Origin of the sequence: Endozoicomonas sp. Mp262 (genome assembly GCF_025643335.1) — a bacterium.
Taxonomy (GTDB): Bacteria; Pseudomonadota; Gammaproteobacteria; order Pseudomonadales; family Endozoicomonadaceae; genus Endonucleibacter.
This window is the reverse complement of sequence record NZ_CP092489.1, coordinates 514,967-530,654: the sequence shown is the minus strand read 5'-3', so window position 1 is coordinate 530,654 and position 15,688 is coordinate 514,967. Positions and strand designations below refer to the sequence as shown.

Genomic DNA, 15,688 nt, shown 5'->3' with positions numbered 1-15,688 from the left:
CTGGAGCTGTAATGACCTCTGAAGTCAGTCCACGGGTTCTGAATCTGGATGACCTGAACAAAAGAATCGTTGAGGATTACGACAACCTCAGTGGCCGGTTGCGTCAGGTCGGTGATTTTTTTATCCAGCACCCTGACACGGTTGCCCTGGAAACCCTGGTGGCCATTGCCCGGGAGATTAATGTCTCGCCATCAACCCTGGTTCGTTTCGCTAACTACTTTGGTTTTAACGGCTTTTCAGAGTTGCAGCAGCTTTATAGAAGCCAGCTAAAAGGCCGGATGGAGGGCTATCGGGAACGGGTGCGTCATGCGGATACTGACTTGCAGGGAGATAAAAGCGGCCATTCACTGTTAAAAAGTTTTGCTCACCCACAGGTGAAGGCCATTGAAAGCCTTGCCACCTTGATTAATCCAGAGCAGTTTAAAAAGGCGCTGGATCTGATGGAGCAGGCAGAGTCCATTTATATACACGGTGTTCGACGTGCATTTCCGGTGGCCTGCTATCTCAGCTACGCATTAATGCGTGCGGATATTGATGTTGTGCTGCTGGATGGAGTCGGGGGACTCCACAAAAACCAGCTAAAAAGAATTTCAGAAAAAGACCTGTTACTGGCTGTTACTTATCATCCCCATGCCGACGAAACTGCAGAAACCATCCGCTCAGCCCATGAAAAACATGCCCGGGTTGTCGCCTTGACGGATCATAATATTCATCCCTGCAGTGGGCTTATTGATGTTTCACTACGGGTTAGTGAGGCAGAGATGATGGGGATTCGTTCTTTAGGCAGCTCCATGCATCTGGCTCAATGCCTGGTCATGGGTTTGCTTTGTCATCAGGAACAACAGTAGGTCCAGCATCAGTACAGTTCTGAACTAACAACAAGGCGTTATATAAAAATAATGCCAGTTCAGGAGTGATTTATGTCTTCAAAGCCCGTACTGGATGCAAGCCAGGTGCTTGAGCATCTGGAAGATGGGATGACCATTATGGTCGGTGGCTTTATGAACGCGGGGGCACCGCTTTCTATTATCGAGGCTATCGCTGATTCCAGCCTGAGAAACTTGACGTATATTGGCAATGATACTGGCCTGACTAATGAAGGAGTAGGACGGCTAGTCTCTTCCGGGGTGCTTTCAAAAGTTATTACCACCCATATCGGTCTTAATAAAGATACCGGGCGATTGATGCATGAAGGTAAGCTGGATGTGGAACTGGTACCCCAGGGGACTCTGGTTGAACGCATTCGTGCGGGGGGTGCCGGGCTTGGTGGTGTTTTAACTCCCACTGGAATTGGTACGATCGTTGAAAATGGCAAACAAGTTATCACAGTGAATGGCCAGGACTTTTTATTGGAACTGCCACTGCGAGCGGATATTTCCCTGATTCATGCCAGTCGTGTTGACCGTTGTGGCAATGCTATTTACCGTGGCTCTTCCCGAAACTTCAACCCATTAATGGCAACCTCTGCGGATAAGGTATTTGTAGAGGCGGAAGAGGTTGTGGAAATGGGTGAGTTAGACCCGGATCACATTGTTACTCCCAGAATTTTTGTTAATTACATCGTTAAAAGCCAGCCGGTGAAGAGGGTAGCATGAGCGATTTATTGAAACATCGAATTGCCCGCCGGGTTGCCCGGGAACTTCACAGCGGCGATGTGGTTAACCTGGGTATTGGCCTGCCAACACTGGTTAGTAATTATATTCCTGTTGGCATGGATATTACGCTGCAGTCAGAGAATGGCTTTATTGGTATGGGGCCTGTAGCAGAACAGGCGACTATTGATAAAGATATTACCAATGCCGGGGGGATACCGGTAACCATTCAACCTGATGGTGCTTTTTTCGATAGTGCGACCAGCTTTGCCATTATCCGTGGTGGGCATGTTAATACAACAGTGCTCGGTGCCATGCAGGTGGATGAAAAGGGTAACCTCGCCAGCTGGATGATTCCTGGCAAAATGGTAGCTGGCATGGGCGGTGCCATGGATCTGGTGGTGGGTAGCCAGCAAGTGATTATCGCCATGCTACACACCGCTAAAGGTTTGCCAAAGATTCTGAAAGAGTGTTCCCTACCCTTAACGGCAGTGGGCCAGGTTAACCTGATTATTACTGAACTGGCAGTTATTGAAGTTACTGACAGTGGTCTGGTACTGAGGGAAATATATAAAGGGTCAACATTAGGGGATATCCAGGCTCTCACTGAAGCCAAGCTGTATGTTCCAGAAGAACTAAAGACATTCGAATAATCGTGCGGAAAAAATAATGGATAAAGTCTATATAGTGGCTGCTCGCCGAACCGCCATTGGTGCATTCGGTGGTGCCTTTAAAAATACTCCGGCCTCTGAACTGGGGGCAGCGGTGATTAGTGCGGTGATTGCTGATTCTGGTGTTAACCCGGAACAGCTGGATGAAGTCATTGTTGGGAATGTGCTTAGTTGTGGCCAGGGCATGGGGCCGGGTCGTCAGGCTGCAATCAAAGCGGGTGTCCCAGCAGAAGTACCTGCTTATACACTGAACATGATTTGTGGCAGTGGTATGAAAGCCGTTATGGAAGCTGTCGCCCATATTCGCTCAGGGGATGCTGGCCTGGTGGTGGCAGCTGGTATGGAAAACATGTCCATGGCTCCCTACTACGTTCAGGGTAATGCCCGATTCGGTATAAAAATGGGAAATGCGGCATTTGCCGACAGTATTATTTCCGAAGGCCTGACAGACGTATTTAATCAGTACCATATGGGGGTTACCGCAGAAAATATAGCGGAGAAATATAAGTAGTCACTCAAACGAAATCAGATATTTTTGACCAAATAGATCAAATATACGTTTGACCTCTTGTTCGAATTCCTTGAAATCCATTATTGACAGCAGGTTCAGCCATTCATACTTCACTTTTCTCCACAATATTTCTATCAGGTTTAGCTCAGGTGAATAGGTTGGTAAAAAACAGACTAAGAGCTTTTTCTCAATTGCCCAGTCTATTACTCTTTCTCTGAAAAGTTTGCTGGTATGAATGCTGGCATTATCCACCATGACGATGGTATAGCGCTCATTAGAGCTGTACTTGGGTTCTTCCATCCTGGCGGCAAAATCATCAAAGACACTGATAACTGTTTCGCTGTTAACACAACCTGTTACTGGGTAGTAGAAAAGGTCATTGGCACGATTCATAAATCCCAGCACATTGATACGCTTACTTTTTACAGAGGGTATTTTTAGCTGTGAGCCTTTTTCTTGCCAGCCATAGGGGACACAAGGCTCTTGACTAAAACCAGATTCATCAAAGTAAAACAGATTGACAAGCCCTTTATCCTCAGCATATTGGGCCTCTTTCAAGGCAGACTGGCAACATCTGAATTGCTCCTCATCGCGCTTATGGCTGCAAGCTTTACGAAACCGCTTATAAACAAGTCCCAGCTTTTTTTAAAAGTCTCGACAGGGTTTGCTTTGAGGCAACCTTACCGGTTTCCTCTGCAATCTTTGTTTGAACATAAGACAGCCTGCGAGGTTCCTCGGAGACAATCTCTCTAATGCGTTGTGCTTCCTGGTCAGTATAGATAGGTGGTTTTCCAGCTATTCCCGCATGATGAACGTCGATGATCGTTGGTATTGACAATAAGGCAGCAAAAATAATGAAGCCGATCAAAACTGAGCCGCCAATTAACAAAGCGGAGCTTTAAAGAAAAAATGTCACCCCTGAACGTAGCTACGATATGGCCGGTTATGATGTATCGAATGGAATCACCCTTTTCTCTTCAATACCATGAGTTACTGTGTAAAAAAGCCCCTCCCACGTTTTTATCAGCCAATGCAAAAAATAGCCCTGTATCCATTTCCATAATGCTATACGGACTCCTTTTGAGCGGGTTCTTAAAGCTTCCTGAAACTGGGGACAGCACAGTTCCTGTATTTGATCTACGAGAAAAGCAAGCATCGTCAGATAGGCCAGATTTGTGGCTAAGTGCTTCTCACCGTGACCGTAGTTATGTTCGAGATCGTAGCCTTGATTTTTCAGGGTGTTAAACGTCTGGTTCTCAATATGCCATCGGCAGCGCCCTCCTTTCATGACGGGTTCTATGGTTTCTTCGTTAAGCGGAATATCAGTCACCCAGCACCAGATATGCTGTTTACCTTTTTTATCGGTTTCGACAAAATCAAGCACATTAACCTGTTCTGCATATTTTGCCTTGTTCAGCCTGACGTCATTGGCATAGCGAAACCACCACTTAATTCCAGTCTCTTCATTAACTTTTTCAGCACGGTGAACTTTTCCTTCTTTATCCAGCTCATCCATCGCTTCAACCAGCGAGGCATGGTTGCCATCTTTCGCGACAATGATGTAATGCCAGCCATAACTCTTAATCAGTTGGACAGTGGGGTTGTCAGCATAAAGACTGTCCAGAAGAATAACGAACTTTAGACGTGGGTGATGCTCTCGTATGGTGGCAAACAACCGTTTAATGGCATTTTTTTCACAGTCATTTTTGGTCGAACCGTCCTGGCAAACTATGGCTTCCGGTGCCAATGGCAAGACTGTTTTTTGATCCGGGTGAGCAATGCATGCTGCCATTAACTGGTGGTAGTGAGCTTCGTTGGCCTTTCCCTTATTTTTAGTACAGCACTCCTGACAAGGTTTTTTATTATTGCAGGAGTAAAATAGCCCAGTTCCATCGATCGGGAGCAAGTAGTGATTTTTCAAGTTCCCGCAGTGAAATTCGAATGCCTTCAGTAATCCGCCCCTTTGGACGTTAGACAGCAATGTCTTAAAAGGCTTTTTGAACTCTACGGGATCTATTGGATCCAGGATTTCCCGCATACTGGTATCACAGGGAGCACGTTTTTTTATCTGATACAGGTGCTCAAGGTTATGCCTTACTTCTTGCTCTGTTTTATCACGCTCAAACGAGAGGAGCGATGGGTACTTGAGATGCATCATGGCAAAAGCGGACATGGAGGCATCATGTATTGTTATTTTTCTGGAATCCTTGTTTGGTCGGACATCTGGAATTTGCTCATAACTTTCAGAAATCGTAGTAATTAAACTGTTTGCACAAAGATGCTTACGACTTTTTTGGAATGGATAAGCCATGAGAGACAGCCATTGATAAAGTATCCCTATCAAAAGTAGACGTTATTTTGTGCGAAATCACTCCATTTGGAATTTACTGTAAGCCTTGCTGTTGCAGTGATTTAATTGATGTCACGGGAATAGCTGGTGGTTTTCCACCTTCATGTTTTTTGTACAAGCCGCGAAGGCCATAATCATCCCAGGCATCAATCCAGTCAGAGACTGTCTGATATCGAACTTCAAATATTGCAGCAATCTCGCTCATAGAATAACCACGTATGCTGAGTAAAATAGCATGAGCCCTTTCCCTTAGGTACGGATATGGCCCATGTCGAATAGCTTCTCTCAATGTTTTTATGACAGCGACATCGGTTAGGGTGAAAGTCTCATATTGACCACAACTAAACACTGCCACCTTTCTCAGGGAATGGTATGACATTGCTTGTAGCAGCCTTGGTGACTTTCTCGCAATAAGTTGCAGCAAATAACTTCCAGCCATTTTCAAACCAGTGGCTCTGAACTAATGACCGAAGCGTCAATATGCCCTGACCACCCGGATTTCTCCAGCGCATACCTGAGCACTTCATCCGCTGGGTAACCAAGGTTTTACAGGCTGCCTCTACCACACCAGAGCCGATCGGAAGGTTATTCGACAAGTGTTCAGCATAGCGCATACGCTGGCGATTTTTTCTGAAATACTCCAGCTCGGTCTTTAATTTTGAGCGGCGCGGATGCTTTTTATGCTGATAAGCCAGGGCTTTAATAATGCGCTCAACCCCATCAAGTTCCTCTTTGAGGACGTGTCGGTAAGTGACAAACTTTTCTTTGGACTTGATGCTGTTTTCTCCATAAGCCTGGTCAAATGCTTTCTTCAGGTGATCGGCTGCGTGGTAGTAATCAATAACCTCAACACCCGCTGGTAGTTCCCGGGAAAGGTATGACCAGTTGTCCTTGGCGCCATCAGCGACTTTGACCAGTGACAGCTGTGGCTTTTGTCGCAACGCTTCTTGCAATAGTGCTGACAAAGACTGCTTGAGTGTGAGTTTTTTAGTTTCTGGCATTCGTCCTATGCGGACTGTTGATAAACGCTCCCCCTGTTGATCGTAAAACGACAAAGTTCCGCAACTGGCCTCCTTGCAACCTGTTGGCCCTTGAGTCCGTTTGCCTTCAGAAGCGCTCCTGGCTCGCTTTTCTACTCGTTTGCCATCTTTCATGGGCAGCATAACGCCATCCAGGGAGGCGGCTACTGTGACCGCATTGGTGGGCACGTTAAGTTTCTCAATAAGCATCTCTTCAAAAGGCTCACGGTGCTGTTCCCACTGAGTATTAAATTGCCTGGGGAAACGAGCAAGACTGCTTTCTGAGGGAGACATACCTCCCATGAGATCAAGGAGGCTTTTTGCTTCACCGGGAGACATTTGAGCAACAACCCAGGCAGCTTGCTTTGCAGCCCGAGGCGTCCAGAAGCCTTCCACGATCCCGGCTTTCAACTCCATGGGCACGATACACGGCTCTTTGCCGTTACGGTAAAGTGTTCGCATAACCCGGACTGAACCAACCGCTGTCTGGTAGGTTTTATAACTGCGCAACACCTGCTTATAAGTGATCCCGCTGACCTCAATAGCTGGGGTATCAATATCAAGCTCAGCCAGCGCCTCTGCTAAAAAATCTTGCTGAGCTTGATTAAAGAGAGCATTAACGGTCTGCTCAAACTCTTCAAAGTGCCTGATAGGATTGCCAGACTCTCGCAGAGCCTGCAATTGGTGGCCTAACCGTTGAATCGCATCACAAGAAATGGTGGCGGCTTCAGTCCGTAGCTGACATACTTCCATGGGGCGGCCTCTCACTGGCAAGGTGTTGTGTGCTATCAACATCATACCTGTGATTGGCTGCCTTCTGTTTAAGCATTGAAAAAATAGCTGCCTACTACTTTCCCCGGTTGGCAAGCTGAAGAAGCTCGGTCAATTTGAGACTTTCACCCATCGGTTACTGGATCAACAGTTTTCATCGTGACAACAGCGAAATTAACGATATTAGGCAATGAGTATAGCCAAATTGGAATGGGGAGTTATTAAACGGTCGTACAGTTATTTTTATCTATTAGCGGTTGCGTGAGTACTTAATATAAGTCGTGGAGAGCAAGATCAGTTTGCCTTGGTCAGTCAACAACGGGCAGCATTGGCGATAGAAACCGGGGGCTTCAAAAATGAGATTGTTCCGGTTTCAGTGAAAAGCCGAAAAATAACAATCACCATCGATACCGATGAGCATCCACGGCCAGATAGTAATTTAGAAAAAATGGCCAGCCTGCGGCCTGCGTTTAAAAAAGACGGCACAGTTACGGCAGCAAATGCCTCTGGTATCAATGATGGCGCTGCGGCCTTGCTGTTAGCCTCTGGGTCGGCGGTTAAGCAATACGGACTTGAACCGGTGGCTGAGATAGTTGGCTATGGTCAGGGGGGTGTTGATCCTTCAATGATGGGAATGGGGCCTGTACCCGCCATTGGAAATGCCCTCAAAAAAGCGGATATGCAGCTATCAGATATGGATCTGCTGGAGCTGAATGAAGCCTTTGCTGCCCAGTCACTGGGTGTTATCAACGAGCTTTGTGGTCAATATAAAATAAGCCCTGAAACCCTGACCGGAAAAACCAATGTTAATGGTGGTGCCATTGCCCTTGGTCATCCCATAGGCGCTTCAGGTGCTCGTATTCTGGTAACACTGACCCATGAGCTACGGCAGAGAAAAGGAAGTTATGGTCTGGCTGCGCTCTGCATTGGTGGGGGAATGGGGGCAGCCATTATTATTCGCAGGTGTTAGGGGCTGTTGATATTTGCTTGTGTGCTCAGCAAGAGTCAACAGCCCCTAAAGCGCGCCCTTCATGGATATATCCAATGGTAACTTCCTATCTGGGCGCGGTTTAGGCATATTCCGGTTCCTTTGACGCAGCCACTTCAGCATTAAATTTATGCCCCAGTGAATAAGCGGCAAAGCACCATGCCAGAATGACGACAAGTAAAACTCCCCCAAGATAAGGTGTGATGGCACTGACCGTTCCAAAAATCAGGATAAGTCCCTGTTGTACCAGCGAGCCACCGGATTTACCCATTCGGGCACCAATAACATCCAGGGCTGCTTTTCCTTTAACTTTCTGCTCCTCATCAAGGGGGATGTAAGCCATCTCTTTGGTGGGATCAAACAGTGAGTATTTTGATGACTTGCTCATAACATTTTGTATGAGTCCCAGTACTACCGCCATCATTAATGGCGTAGTTCCAAACATAGCCACTAAACCATTGATGGAATCAAAGCCTAGTACACACAAAAAGAAGCCTGTGCCTGTTATCAGTAATACAATAGGGGTAAATAGTGCGGCAGGTGTCCAGCCAAAGCTCCGGATAATATTGCCACCCACAAACAGCATCATGAAAATAGTGGCTATTCCTGTAATACTGGTGAAGATGCCCATGAATTCCAGGTAACTGCTAGGGTCCGGGTATTGAAGTTTTAGCTGGTTTTTCCAGGTGACTTCAATAAGGTTGATACTAAAGCCATAGCCTGCAATCAGGATAGCCAGTAAGCAAAGATACCTGGAACTTGCCAGATATTTGATGCTGGCGAGCATACCCATTTGTGGGCGTTTCTTTTTCTTCCTATGGGGTTCTGTGTTAATAAAACGAGGGTCAGTAAACACATTTCTGTGCATCCACCAGTAGAGAGCCATAATAGCCAGGGTTCCAGCAACCACCGCAGCCATTAACCAGTTAAGGGTTATTTGCCAGGGGTCTACCCCAGGGGCAACATTATCCCTGAATTGCCCAGCAAGAATAATGATAGCTCCAGCCGCAGGAAGCGAGAGGTTTCCCAGTAGGCCGAACAGGGGATAAAATCGTTTTGACTCTGAAATTCTATGAGTATCATTGGCAAACCCCCAGAATAGCAATGATAGTGCTACGCTGCCCCATAGTTCAGCCATGATGTAAAACAGCGAGCAAGTCCAGTTTCGAAAGATGGCGATTAATCCCATAAAGCCTTGTGGCAGTACGGCTTGAAGTTGATCTGCCAGTATTGTTGGATGGAGGGCGTCGCGAAAGGCGTAAATCACTGGAAATAGCGTAAAGAAAGCAGTAAAGGGCGCTATGGCCGTATAGAAAAGCGTTTTTTTATCCAGGTGGTTGCTCAGTTTCATATAGAACATGACAAAGAATATGGCTCCCGGGAGTACACCCCAGAATTTAAGAAAGGGAATGATTTCTGCCCCGGAACCCTGGGATGTGACAACCAGGGTATCCTTCATATCCCTTAATATTTGGTAATTGAATAGAACCAGGAAGAATATCAACACCATAGGTATGACTTTTTTTAGTTCATACCTGTGTACAGGCCAGAGCCTTGAGCGCCATTTGCCAAATCCAGAGTCTCTGCCCATTGCAGATATCCCCTTTATCTTGATTTATCTAGCGTAGAAAAAGCTGTTGAGCTTCTTCTCTTAATAAAGTCCTTATATAAACCTCTATTCCCTCTGGGGTGAATAAAATATTTTTTGCAACAGTCTCCTTGCCGGGAATCACTGTGTTATGGTTATCTAACTCTAGTTATAGTAGAAATTTGATAAAAATCATGTCTGGAGTGAAATCTGCAATAATTGATTTATTATTATTTTGAATAAATATGTAAGGTTTATGATGTATTCCGACGAAGACCTTGATTCAGCGGTAAAAAAAGGGATATTTACTAAGGCTGCGGTCTTAGAGTTTCGGACACAGTTCTCTAACACTCCAGGTTCCACCGCTGTTGATGAAGAAAACTTTCGGCTGGTAACAGGGTTTAATGATATTTTTGTTGTTATTGCCTGTGGGCTGCTGCTGTATTCCTCCTATTCGGTGCTGGGTGCTATCAATACGGTGGTATCGCTGCTTTCGCTGCCGTTATTAGCCTGGGGACTGGCAGAGTTTTTTGTGCGTAAAAGAAAAATGGCACTGCCTGCCATGGTGCTAATGCTGGTTTTCGTGGGAGGGGTGTTTGCGCTATCCCGGTACTTATTCTCCTCTGCATCAGGAATCACCTATGTAGCAGCAACAGGGCTTTCAGCCATTGCCGCTTTTGTTCATTACCAGCGCTTTCAGGTGCCAATAACCGTTGCTGCGGGAGCTGCCACAGCCCTTGGGTTTATTGCCGCTACGGTTCTTTATTACCTTCCCGGTGCAATAAATTCCATCCTGATGATAGTGCTTATTAGTGGTATTTTTATTTTCTTGCTGGCCATGTACTGGGATGCTTCTGACCTTAAAAGAACCACCCGCCGTACTGATGTTGCCTTTTGGCTTCATCTGTTATCAGCCCCCATGATTGTCCATCCCATATTTGCTTATCTTGGCATTCTGGAAGGAAAAGAAAGTACTGTTAGTATCGCGATTGTCATTGTCTTATATCTGTTGATGACCCTGGTTTCCATTATTATTGATCGACGGGCCTTTATGGTGTCTTCACTACTGTACGTTATGTATGCCTTATCCAACCTGTTTACCATTTACGGTATTGTCGGTTATAACCTGGCAGCAACCGGTGTTTGTATAGGTGGTGGGCTTTTACTGCTTTCTGCCTTTTGGCGGCCAGTGCGGTCGAGTATTGTGAAAGCTATTCCGGTAGCATTACAGCAGTTTGTACCGAAAACTTAGTGTATCATTCCTATCGTTCCCAGCATCCTGAGGATGTCGCAAAAGTTATTTTTATTAACCACGGCACCCTGAAGGGCATAATAAAGACACAAAGGCACGGATGTTTATAGTTTAAAGTTATAAAAACTCTGTGCCTCCGTGTCTCCGTGGTTAAAAAAAAGAGAATCAATCTCGTTTTGTGCACGCTGCATTCAGTTTCGCGACACCCTCTCCTCGCTGGGAATGCATACGGATGCTCGCGACTCATGGCTTGGGGAGGTATGCATTTCCAGACGGGAGTTTGGGAACGACAGGCATCTCCAATCATCAACCCAATCGGCGAACCTTAAATTTCCGACCCTTTATTTTGCCTCTTTCCAACTGGTTCAGTGCCTGGCGCGCACTGTCGCGCTTTATTGCAACGTAGGAAACAAAATCAAAAATAGCAATTTTACCCACCTGATTACCGGGAATACCGGCTTCACCAGTTAAGGCTCCCAGAATGTCACCGGGACGCACCTTGTTTTTTTTGCCACCATCAATGGATAAAGTCACCATGGGGGCTTTAGGGGGAGCGGATACCTTATCCCTCAACTGTCGGGTATCAGCAAAGGAAAGTTCTGATTGCATATAGTCGCTGATCTCATCCAGTTTATACTGCTCTCTGGAGGTATGAAGGCTCAATGCCAGCCCTTCTTTTCCAGCCCGTCCTGTTCGTCCGATTCGATGGACATGAACTTCAGGATCCCGGCTAAGGTCATAGTTGATCACGGCAGCCAGGTCGTCAATGTCAAGCCCTCTTGCCGCAACATCGGTTGCAACCAGTAGGGTTGAACTGTTATTGGCAAAGCGTACAAGAATTTGATCCCGTTCCTTTTGTTCCAGATCACCATGAAGTACCAGTGCCCTGTGACCGTTCTCGTAAAGCCAGGAACCGACCTCTTTGCAAACCTGTTTGGTATTGCAGAAGATAACGGTGGATTCTGGCTGATAGTGGTTCAGCAGTTTAAGCAGGGTTTCTGGCTTGCTTTTGTTTTCCGCACAATAGAATAGTTGTTGAATTTGACTATGGCTGTGGGTTGACTCTACGGTGACTTCGATGGGGTTATTCTGGATATCTTTGCTTAATGCCTTTATTTCTTTGGGGTAGGTGGCAGAGAATAATAGCGTCTGTCGCTTTTTTGGGGTATAGCCAAGGATTGTTTCAATAGAGTCTCTGAACCCCATATCAAGCATCCGGTCAGCCTCATCAAGTACCACCGTGTTAACCTTTTCCAGCGACAGGGTTTGCTTGCGCAGGTGATCCTGAATCCGTCCCGGTGTACCAATAACAACATGGCCGCCGTGGGCTAATGAGCCAATTTGAGGGCCGATGGGCTGGCCTCCACATAAAGTAACCACCTTAATATTCTGGCGGTAACGGGCCAGCTTGCGGACCTCAGTGGCCACCTGTGCGGCCAGTTCCCGGGTTGGGCAAAGAACTAATGCCTGGCAGCCAAAATCCCGCACCTGCAATTTGGTAAGAAGGGTAATGGCAAAGGCTGCCGTTTTGCCGCTGCCAGTCTTTGCCTTGGCAATAAGATCTTTTTCTTTCAGGGCATGGGGAAGGCTTTGTTGCTGTATAGGCGTCATCTGTGAGTAGCCCAGGGACTCAATATTGCTAAGCAGCGCTTTCGGCAGGGGTAATGATGAAAAAAGAGTCTGTGTCAAAGCAGGGATCTTCTGTTGGGTTGGCAAAGAGAGCCGAATAGTACAGTGTTCCCTGCCTCTAGTGATATTGGGATTAACGCAGTTCTTTATGGGATCAGGAGGTAGATGCCTATGGCAGCCCAGCTAACCACTAGCAGCAGCCAGGGGAACCAGTGTTGCCGGTATTTTATGATTTCCCGGGACTCCGCTTTTTCGATTGTTTTTTCAGGAGCCTGAGGGGCGCTGGCTTTCTTGAGCTTTTTGTCCAGCTCCCTGGCTTTGGCTTTCTGTTGTTTTTTATATTGCTCAATCCCTTTTTGAATGCCCTGGGCTATCAGCCGTGTTTGTTCTTTGGTCTGCCCTGGCCTTTGATTGGCCTTGGCCAGTTTTTTTGCCTGATCAAGGGTTTCCGGGGATGGTGCCTTTTTTTTTGCTGGATGTGCCATGTTTGTACTTAGTTACATCTTAAAGCTCTATATACTAACCCGTTCCTGGAAAATAGAGAGTAATAATTATCACCAGGGGAGCTTTTCACCTGACCAGTTAAAAAAACAGCCGGTATCTGTCGCCTTTAGATGGGTGAGAACCTGAATAATGCGCTCCGCCGAGAGCTGCGGTGTATATAATTTATCTTCAGGGGTTTTCCGGGTATAAGGGGCAGATAAGGGACTAATGGTTGTACCGGGGTGGATGGCCACAATAGCAGCCTGTTTATGGGTTCGGGCAATTTCAATGGCAGCTGTTTTAATCAGCATATTGAGGGCTGCCTTGGATGCCCGGTAACCGTACCAGCCGCCCAGCCGGTTGTCTTCAATGCTCCCCACTTTAGCACTTAATGTGGCAAATACCGAAGGTGCTTGCCTTGGCATCAGGCCATAAAAATATTTCAGCAACAACCCCGGAATAATGGTATTGGCTTCCAGATACTGACTCAGAGAGGCAGAGGATAAGTCACCCAGTCGTTTTTCTGGCTTTAACGTGCTGTTATGCAAAATGCCAATGGTATTGATGATCAGGTCGAAGGTTTTAGTGTGATTATGTAATGACTGGCTAATGGTTGAGAGGGAGCTTTCACTAAAGTCAGACTTGATCTGGTGGTATAAATAATGAGGCTTATTAACGGCTGGGTTTCGTGCAATACCCGTAACATGGTATTGCTCTGAAAGCTGCTTTGCTATAGCACTGCCGAGAGAGCCGGTGACACCAAATATCAGGGCTTGCTTTTTTATCATGATTTAGGCTCTGTTGACATAAGATTGAGTGTTCAGCTCAACCGGGAGTGTTTGTGGCAAGACGCGATGACGCAGGAATACCCCTGTCTTTCAAGTCATCGCAACGCAGTCCACAATCGCTCCCGGTTGAGCCCTCCGGGTGGTTCGTAAAGCAGCCTTCCGACTGCGTTGAGCGTGCTTGATGTAGATGGCTACACCTGCACACACTCGCCTTGCTGAATGCGGCTTTACGAACCACTGAACTCGCAAGTTTATGTCAACAGAGCCTAAAGTTAACCTTTAAGTATTTAAGGAGCTTAAAGGTTAACATAAGTTTAACTAATGGCTGAGCTGTCGGGATTCTTTTAAGGAGTGGACATACTCCGTTGCCATATAGCCCGCAGAAACCACCATATTTCCGCCAATAAAGAAAAATGCAGCCTGGGCAAGCTCAAAATAGGAAAAGCCATCCAGCATTTTTGCCAGTCGCCAGAAGCCCTCGAAGAAAAACAGATAGAGTCCAAAGATGTAGGGTATATGACTAAAAGGGCTGACTAGCCATTTTTCCAGTTTTTGGCGAACTTTACTATTGGGATGGGATAAGCCGTATAGAATAATGGCAGATAAGGCTGAACCGAGGAAGAGCACCATGACCCTGTGTCCTGTACCGTCAACATAAAGCTTCAGGCCAGTAACCATAACTACCAGAGCCAGAGCTATTTCTGCCCTGCCTGAAAACCAGAAAAATCGTTTGCCCGAATTGGGGCCAGGAGGCATAGGTAAAAGATGTTTGAACATAAGCGTCTCCTGTTTTACTATTTTTTTTCAGTTTTTTGAAGACAGTTCCCTTATACCAGCTTCCGGCCTGGTTCTTATTGATATAGCACAAATAAACTTAAACTATTTCTTTTCTGATGATGCTCAGGCGCATGTCATAGTGACAGGTGAGTTGCTGTGTTTGTAACAGTTTTTCTTTTTGCCGGGGTTTGATTCGCCAGTAGTGTGGGGTCATGGCCAGTAGATTCATCAATGTTTCCGAATCAATGAGTTCCATAGGGCCTTGTATCGGATGAACGTCCACTAATGAAAAACCTTCTGGCAGTGACTGCCGTAGTTTATCTTCCGGGTAGGGACGAACCTGCTCATAAATAACCTCACGCAGCTCGTGAAGATGCTGTGAGCCGGGAGTGAGAACCACAACAGTTCCGCCCGGTTTCAAGATTCTGGCAAATTGTTGCCAGTCACAGCGGGAGAAAATACTGATAACCATATCCGCACTGGAATCCAGTACAGGAATATCGTTAACACTGGCAACCAGCCACTGAATATCAGAATATCGTTTACTACAGGCCATGATGGCAGGTCGGGAAATATCAAAGCCAATGATCTGGCTGGATGATAAGGCAGTTTTTAGCTGGTGGGTGTAATAGCCTTCTCCACACCCGGCATCAATAACTGTCGGTGAGGTGGTATTGGCTAAAATCCCTTGAACTTTTTCAATGAGCGCATTGGCAACCGGTGCGTAGTGACCGGTGTCCAGAAATTTTGTGCGGGCGTCTACCATAAGCTTGTCATCACCGGGGTTTTGACTGCGCTTTTTATGGCCGGGCAATAAGTTGATATAGCCCTGTCGAGCCCGGTCAAAGTGGTGATTGCTGGAGCACTTCAGGCCAGAGTCAGAGTTTTGCAGGGGGTGGTGGCAAACAGGGCAGCGAAGAGGGTATATGGACATGCAGGTATTTAACTATGGAGTTATCGTGAAGAATGTCCCCAAGTCTACCTGCAGGTCTCGGGTTTTTCATTAACTCAATAAAGGATGGTTGGGAGGCAGTTGCCGGGAAATCCATAATGCCAGCTTGCGTTTCATATTGGGTTCGCTTTCCTGCCCTTTTTCCAGGGGTTGAATCAGATTATCGTGAACCAGCAAACGGTAGACAAACTCCACTTTACGCTTGGCTGGGTCAGAGGATTCAATTTGGCCTGCCTTACGCTTTTCCGCATAGATCGCTCCCACTCTCAGGGCTTCCTTGACCAGTTCAGTTTCGTTTTTCAGTTTTTTCATAATTC

At 46.4% G+C, this 15,688-nt stretch carries 17 protein-coding genes; 6 read left to right on the top strand and 11 right to left on the bottom strand.

Features of this window, described 5'->3' with window-relative positions; translation table 11 throughout:
• The first annotated feature begins 11 nt into the window (after positions 1 to 11).
• The 4 genes from MJ595_RS02290 to MJ595_RS02275 all read left to right on the top strand — a co-directional run bounded on the left by MJ595_RS02290 (position 12) and on the right by MJ595_RS02275 (position 2,774).
• A complete protein-coding gene (locus tag MJ595_RS02290; RefSeq protein WP_263080899.1) occupies positions 12 to 848 on the top strand; it encodes a MurR/RpiR family transcriptional regulator in 837 nt (278 codons plus the stop codon).
• Positions 849 to 920: 72 nt separating this feature from the next.
• Positions 921 to 1,595, top strand: a complete 675-nt coding sequence (locus tag MJ595_RS02285) for a 3-oxoacid CoA-transferase subunit A (protein ID WP_263080898.1) — start codon at positions 921 to 923, stop codon at positions 1,593 to 1,595.
• Positions 1,592 to 2,245 carry a 3-oxoacid CoA-transferase subunit B gene (locus MJ595_RS02280; RefSeq protein ID WP_263080897.1) on the top strand — a complete coding sequence of 218 codons (654 nt, stop codon included), beginning with the start codon at positions 1,592 to 1,594 and terminating at the stop codon, positions 2,243 to 2,245. Before MJ595_RS02285 ends, MJ595_RS02280 begins: the two co-directional genes overlap by 4 nt.
• Positions 2,246 to 2,261: 16 nt before the next feature.
• On the top strand, positions 2,262 to 2,774 hold the full coding sequence (locus MJ595_RS02275) for a hypothetical protein (RefSeq protein ID WP_263080896.1): 513 nt from the start codon (positions 2,262 to 2,264) through the stop codon (positions 2,772 to 2,774).
• On the opposite strand, the gene MJ595_RS02270 is transcribed toward MJ595_RS02275, so the two are convergent.
• From MJ595_RS02270 to MJ595_RS02255, 4 genes are all read right to left on the bottom strand, one after another.
• Positions 2,775 to 3,413: an IS630 family transposase gene (locus MJ595_RS02270; RefSeq protein WP_263322441.1), complete on the bottom strand. Its 639-nt coding sequence runs from the start codon at positions 3,411 to 3,413 to the stop codon at positions 2,775 to 2,777.
• Positions 3,414 to 3,717: 304 nt separating this feature from the next.
• Positions 3,718 to 5,085: a transposase gene (locus MJ595_RS02265; RefSeq protein ID WP_263078002.1), complete on the bottom strand. Its 1,368-nt coding sequence runs from the start codon at positions 5,083 to 5,085 to the stop codon at positions 3,718 to 3,720.
• A 73-nt stretch (positions 5,086 to 5,158) separates the two neighbouring features.
• A complete protein-coding gene (locus tag MJ595_RS02260) occupies positions 5,159 to 5,503 on the bottom strand; it encodes a helix-turn-helix domain-containing protein (RefSeq protein ID WP_263080894.1) in 345 nt (114 codons plus the stop codon).
• On the bottom strand, positions 5,466 to 6,941 hold the full coding sequence (locus tag MJ595_RS02255) for a hypothetical protein (RefSeq protein ID WP_263078329.1): 1,476 nt from the start codon (positions 6,939 to 6,941) through the stop codon (positions 5,466 to 5,468). The genes MJ595_RS02260 and MJ595_RS02255 overlap by 38 nt, the downstream gene beginning before the upstream one ends.
• A gap of 247 nt (positions 6,942 to 7,188) precedes the next feature.
• Here MJ595_RS02255 and MJ595_RS02250 point away from each other — a divergent pair, with 247 nt between their 5' ends.
• A complete protein-coding gene (locus MJ595_RS02250) occupies positions 7,189 to 7,884 on the top strand; it encodes a thiolase family protein (protein WP_263322440.1) in 696 nt (231 codons plus the stop codon).
• Positions 7,885 to 7,984: 100 nt separating this feature from the next.
• Here MJ595_RS02250 and MJ595_RS02245 read toward each other — a convergent pair whose 3' ends face one another.
• Positions 7,985 to 9,493, bottom strand: coding sequence for an NTP/NDP exchange transporter (locus MJ595_RS02245; RefSeq protein ID WP_263080893.1), 1,509 nt, complete (start codon positions 9,491 to 9,493; stop codon positions 7,985 to 7,987).
• A 253-nt stretch (positions 9,494 to 9,746) separates the two neighbouring features.
• Between MJ595_RS02245 and MJ595_RS02240 the strand changes: the two genes are divergently transcribed.
• Positions 9,747 to 10,742 (top strand): hypothetical protein, encoded by a 996-nt coding sequence (locus MJ595_RS02240; protein WP_263080892.1) that lies wholly within the window; start codon positions 9,747 to 9,749, stop codon positions 10,740 to 10,742.
• A 306-nt stretch (positions 10,743 to 11,048) separates the two neighbouring features.
• Here MJ595_RS02240 and dbpA read toward each other — a convergent pair whose 3' ends face one another.
• From dbpA to MJ595_RS02210, 6 genes are all read right to left on the bottom strand, one after another.
• On the bottom strand, positions 11,049 to 12,431 hold the full coding sequence (gene dbpA, locus MJ595_RS02235) for an ATP-dependent RNA helicase DbpA (protein ID WP_263080891.1): 1,383 nt from the start codon (positions 12,429 to 12,431) through the stop codon (positions 11,049 to 11,051).
• Positions 12,432 to 12,517: 86 nt separating this feature from the next.
• The gene (locus MJ595_RS02230) at positions 12,518 to 12,856 is read right to left on the bottom strand and encodes a DUF2956 domain-containing protein (protein ID WP_263080889.1); all 339 of its coding nucleotides are present in this window, start codon (positions 12,854 to 12,856) and stop codon (positions 12,518 to 12,520) included.
• A 69-nt stretch (positions 12,857 to 12,925) separates the two neighbouring features.
• Positions 12,926 to 13,642: an SDR family NAD(P)-dependent oxidoreductase gene (locus MJ595_RS02225; RefSeq protein ID WP_263080888.1), complete on the bottom strand. Its 717-nt coding sequence runs from the start codon at positions 13,640 to 13,642 to the stop codon at positions 12,926 to 12,928.
• Positions 13,643 to 13,960: 318 nt separating this feature from the next.
• Positions 13,961 to 14,419, bottom strand: a complete 459-nt coding sequence (locus MJ595_RS02220) for a hypothetical protein (RefSeq protein WP_263080887.1) — start codon at positions 14,417 to 14,419, stop codon at positions 13,961 to 13,963.
• 97 nt (positions 14,420 to 14,516) lie between these two features.
• Positions 14,517 to 15,353 carry a methyltransferase domain-containing protein gene (locus MJ595_RS02215; RefSeq protein ID WP_263080886.1) on the bottom strand — a complete coding sequence of 279 codons (837 nt, stop codon included), beginning with the start codon at positions 15,351 to 15,353 and terminating at the stop codon, positions 14,517 to 14,519.
• Positions 15,354 to 15,422: 69 nt separating this feature from the next.
• Complete coding sequence (locus MJ595_RS02210; RefSeq protein ID WP_263080885.1) at positions 15,423 to 15,683, bottom strand: DUF5062 family protein; 261 nt, start codon at positions 15,681 to 15,683, stop codon at positions 15,423 to 15,425.
• Positions 15,684 to 15,688: the final 5 nt, after the last annotated feature.

Coding starts and splice junctions, on each gene's coding strand:
- MJ595_RS02255 (WP_263078329.1), bottom strand. CDS start 6,941: ATGATGTTGATAGCACACAACACCTTGCCAGTGAGAGGCCGCCCCATG.
- MJ595_RS02275 (WP_263080896.1), top strand. CDS start 2,262: ATGGATAAAGTCTATATAGTGGCTGCTCGCCGAACCGCCATTGGTGCA.
- MJ595_RS02285 (WP_263080898.1), top strand. CDS start 921: ATGTCTTCAAAGCCCGTACTGGATGCAAGCCAGGTGCTTGAGCATCTG.
- MJ595_RS02240 (WP_263080892.1), top strand. CDS start 9,747: ATGATGTATTCCGACGAAGACCTTGATTCAGCGGTAAAAAAAGGGATA.
- MJ595_RS02280 (WP_263080897.1), top strand. CDS start 1,592: ATGAGCGATTTATTGAAACATCGAATTGCCCGCCGGGTTGCCCGGGAA.
- MJ595_RS02230 (WP_263080889.1), bottom strand. CDS start 12,856: ATGGCACATCCAGCAAAAAAAAAGGCACCATCCCCGGAAACCCTTGAT.
- MJ595_RS02245 (WP_263080893.1), bottom strand. CDS start 9,493: ATGGGCAGAGACTCTGGATTTGGCAAATGGCGCTCAAGGCTCTGGCCT.
- MJ595_RS02220 (WP_263080887.1), bottom strand. CDS start 14,419: ATGTTCAAACATCTTTTACCTATGCCTCCTGGCCCCAATTCGGGCAAA.
- MJ595_RS02225 (WP_263080888.1), bottom strand. CDS start 13,642: ATGATAAAAAAGCAAGCCCTGATATTTGGTGTCACCGGCTCTCTCGGC.
- MJ595_RS02290 (WP_263080899.1), top strand. CDS start 12: ATGACCTCTGAAGTCAGTCCACGGGTTCTGAATCTGGATGACCTGAAC.
- MJ595_RS02215 (WP_263080886.1), bottom strand. CDS start 15,353: ATGTCCATATACCCTCTTCGCTGCCCTGTTTGCCACCACCCCCTGCAA.
- MJ595_RS02210 (WP_263080885.1), bottom strand. CDS start 15,683: ATGAAAAAACTGAAAAACGAAACTGAACTGGTCAAGGAAGCCCTGAGA.
- MJ595_RS02265 (WP_263078002.1), bottom strand. CDS start 5,085: ATGGCTTATCCATTCCAAAAAAGTCGTAAGCATCTTTGTGCAAACAGT.
- MJ595_RS02260 (WP_263080894.1), bottom strand. CDS start 5,503: ATGTCATACCATTCCCTGAGAAAGGTGGCAGTGTTTAGTTGTGGTCAA.